This is a genomic window from Moraxella bovis (assembly GCF_002014975.1).
GTDB classification, from domain to species: domain Bacteria; phylum Pseudomonadota; class Gammaproteobacteria; order Pseudomonadales; family Moraxellaceae; genus Moraxella; species Moraxella bovis.
The window spans coordinates 1-3,434 of sequence record NZ_MUXV01000069.1 but is presented as its reverse complement, the minus strand read 5'-3'; the positions used below and the strand labels follow the sequence as shown (position 1 = coordinate 3,434).

Genomic DNA, 3,434 nt, shown 5'->3' with positions numbered 1-3,434 from the left:
TACTTTTTGAACCACTGCCTAAATTTGTACAAGAAGCGGTACAAGCTTTTCCTGAAATTTACTTTTCTCGACTGGTTGTTTTGGGAGAAGGAGATAGTGAAGAAATTGTTTTGCCAAGAATTTTTAGTGCTAAAGGTATTCCTGTTGATGAGTCAGCGATTACGATAGCTCCTTTAGGAGGGAGACATGTTAATCATTTTTGGCGACTACTGTCTCAGTTAGATATTCCTTATGTGACTTTATTGGATTTGGATGTTGGTAGATATTGTGGTGGTTGGGGAAGAATTAAATATGTAAATGATCAATTATCGCAACATTCTGATGGAGCATTTTTAAAGGAAGACACTATTCCAAAATGGAATGAATCTGAAATTAGGACAAATCATACATATCAAGATGGACAAGGTCAAGAGCGGAATCTTTTTGCTGGCTTAGAGAGTTTGGGGGTGTTTTTTTCCTATCCAATGGATTTAGATTTTTCCATGCTTAAAGCATATTCATCTAAATTTGAATTAAAAGACACTAATAAATTACCCAATGATAAGTTGCTTACATCTGTTTTGGGGGAAAAGAGATATAATCCTGAACAATATAGTGAAGACGAACAGAAACTTTTTGCCAGTTACCATAAATTATTTAACTTGGGAAGCAAACCAGCAAATCATCTTAAAGCTCTTGCTAATTTAACTGATGAAGAGTTATTGCAAAACATGCCTGAAGAGTTGTCTCGTCTTGCGGATAAAGTGAAAGAAAAATTACGGGAGATTCCTGAATGATTCCAGTAGAACAATGGAAACCTGCCGATGGTTTGACATTAGAACCAAATGCCATGAAAGCTGTTTTGGAGCAAGAAAAATGCCTTGCTCTGACGGCAGGACCTGGTGCTGGAAAAACAGAAATGCTCGCACAGCGTGCTGACTTTTTGTTTCGCACAGGAACTTGTCGTTACCCAAAAAGAATTCTTGCTATTTCATTTAAGGTTGATGCTAGCATGAATCTAAAAGAGCGTGTTAAACGAAGATGTGGGCATGAATTATCATCGCGTTTTGATAGTTACACTTTCCACGCTTTTGCCAAGCGAATTATTGACAGGTTTAGAGTGGTATTAACAGGTCAAGATTCTCTCAAAGCAGGCTACACAATTGGGGATCAAAGAGTGGCAGGGGAGCAAATTACTTTTAATGATCTAGTTCCTTTAGCCATTGAAATTTTAAAGAGCTCAGAAATTGCTCGAAACGCTATTCGTCAAACCTATTCAGATGTGTTTTTAGATGAATTTCAGGATTGCACAAACCTTCAATATGAGTTGATTAAATTGGCGTTTCAAGGTACCCATGTTCGTCCAACTGCCGTTGGTGATACCAAACAGAAGATTATGGCTTGGGCTGGAGCATTAGAGGGCATTTTTCAAACATTTGCTCAAGATTTTTCAGCAGTACCATTGAATATGTACCGCAATTTTAGATCTAAACCAGTTCTGCTTAGACTGCAAAATAAAATTATCCAAAAAATGGATCCAAATTCTGTCATGCCAGATGAACAACTACTTGGCGATGAAGGAAAAATCATTGCTTGTGAATATCATAGCAGTTCAGATGAAGCAACACAGCTAGCTGATTTTATTCAGCAATGGTCAAATGAAGAAAAAGTACTATTATCAGAAATTGCAATCTTGATTTCAAAACAAGCCGATTTATATGGACAGCTTATTATGCAAGAATTGGATAAAAGACAAATTCCTTATCGAAATGAACAGCAACTACAAGATATTTCCACTGAGCCAATTACAAGATTGATTGTTGATTATCTACTATGCTTATATGGGGAAAAAGAACCCAATGCCTGGATTCGTCTGCAAGAACAGCTTATTCCGTTTACTGATGATGAGGAATTTGAATTTAGCCAACGTTTTTACTTCCACAATTTTTTTAGTGAGCAACAAAGAAAAGTTAAACAAGCAATACAAAATGGAAATAAATATTCGGATTGGTGGAAAAGCGTTAAATCTTTTCTACAAAAGCTGAGTATTGAAACTATTGTGGCATTATCACCAGACTACGAATCCAAGAATAGGTTAAAAGAGATTATTCAAGAGACCAAAAAACATATTGATGAGTTTTTTCAAAAAGAACAAGATTTGGTCAGAGCATTAAGATGCTTTTCTGAAGATCAGGCTGTTAGGATTTTGACAATTCATAAAAGTAAGGGACTGGAATTTCATTCTGTTATTATGTTGGGTATAGAAAAAGAAACTTTTTGGGGCAATGCCGAGGAAGAAAGATGTACTTTTTTTGTCGGCGTATCTCGTGCCAAACAGCGGCTTTTATTAACATATTCTCAGGAAAGAGAAAAACCACAAGGATATACTCAACGATGGAATGTCAATCGAAATAAACACAAGGAATATTGGAAATACTTGGAAAATACGTAAAATTAATACATTTAGACGATTCTATTACCACTTTCTTTGATGATTCCAGTAATGCTGTCTGAAAAAAAGATTATTTTCAGACAGCAATCTTTACAAAACCTATTCAGGCAGCCTGAAAAAATATTAAATATCACAAACACTAATACCCACATATCACAATTATCAATTTTTATAATAAGTCAAATCCTTGTATAATAAGCACATTTGACAGGGTAACCACACGGAGCAAACAATGAAACACCTTGAAACCTACCGCATTTTTAATGGTGAACAACAAATTTGGCAACATTTTTCAGGCTGCCTAAATTGTGAAATGAATTTCGCCATTTATTTGCCGAATTGTGTTGAAAATAGCACCGCCAAAACCGAGCGTTTGCCCGTGCTATATTGGCTGTCTGGCTTAACTTGTACCGAGCAAAATTTTATTACCAAATCAGGTTTTGCCCGTTATGCCGATGAGCATAACCTGATTGTCGTTGCTCCCGACACTTCGCCCCGTGGCGAGAGCGTGGCGGACGATGATGCTTATGATTTGGGGCAAGGGGCGGGATTTTATGTCAATGCGACACAAGAGCCTTGGGAAAAACATTATCAAATGTATGATTATATTGCCAAAGAATTGCCTGCGTTGATTAACGAGCATTTCCCCACGAGTGGCAAACAGTCCATTTTTGGGCATTCAATGGGTGGACACGGGGCATTGACGATTGCCTTTAAAAATTCCAGTGATTATCAAAGTGTGTCGGCATTTTCACCCATAACTGCTCCCACGCAAGTGGCTTGGGGGCAAAAGGCATTTACCGCCTATTTGGGCGACGATAAACAGGTGTGGGCGAATTATGACAGCGTGGCGTTATTGGAAAAATACCGTCCCAATTTGCCCATTTTGATTGAGCAAGGCGATAAAGACCAATTTTTAGCCGAGCAATTAAAGCCTGACTTGTTTTGTCAACTGGCGGATAAATTGGGCGTGCATTATAAATTTAGGTATTGTTAAAAACAA

Annotated in this window: 3 protein-coding genes; all 3 read left to right on the top strand. The window is 37.4% G+C overall.

Features of this window, described 5'->3' with window-relative positions:
* Positions 1–776 (top strand): ATP-dependent endonuclease (locus B0182_RS14445; protein WP_169836099.1); only part of this gene is annotated, 776 nt, incomplete at its 5' end.
* Positions 773–2,431, top strand: coding sequence for a UvrD-helicase domain-containing protein (locus B0182_RS12770; RefSeq protein WP_078275281.1), 1,659 nt, complete (start codon positions 773–775; stop codon positions 2,429–2,431). The genes B0182_RS14445 and B0182_RS12770, both read left to right, overlap by 4 nt.
* A 232-nt stretch (positions 2,432–2,663) precedes the next feature.
* Positions 2,664–3,428 carry an S-formylglutathione hydrolase gene (fghA, locus tag B0182_RS12765; RefSeq protein WP_078275280.1) on the top strand — a complete coding sequence of 255 codons (765 nt, stop codon included), beginning with the start codon at positions 2,664–2,666 and terminating at the stop codon, positions 3,426–3,428.
* Positions 3,429–3,434: the final 6 nt, after the last annotated feature.

What these genes read in the sequence shown, in the direction of transcription:
- B0182_RS12770 (WP_078275281.1), top strand. Translation starts at nt 773, where the DNA reads ATGATTCCAGTAGAACAATGGAAACCTGCCGATGGTTTGACATTAGAA.
- fghA (WP_078275280.1), top strand. Translation starts at nt 2,664, where the DNA reads ATGAAACACCTTGAAACCTACCGCATTTTTAATGGTGAACAACAAATT.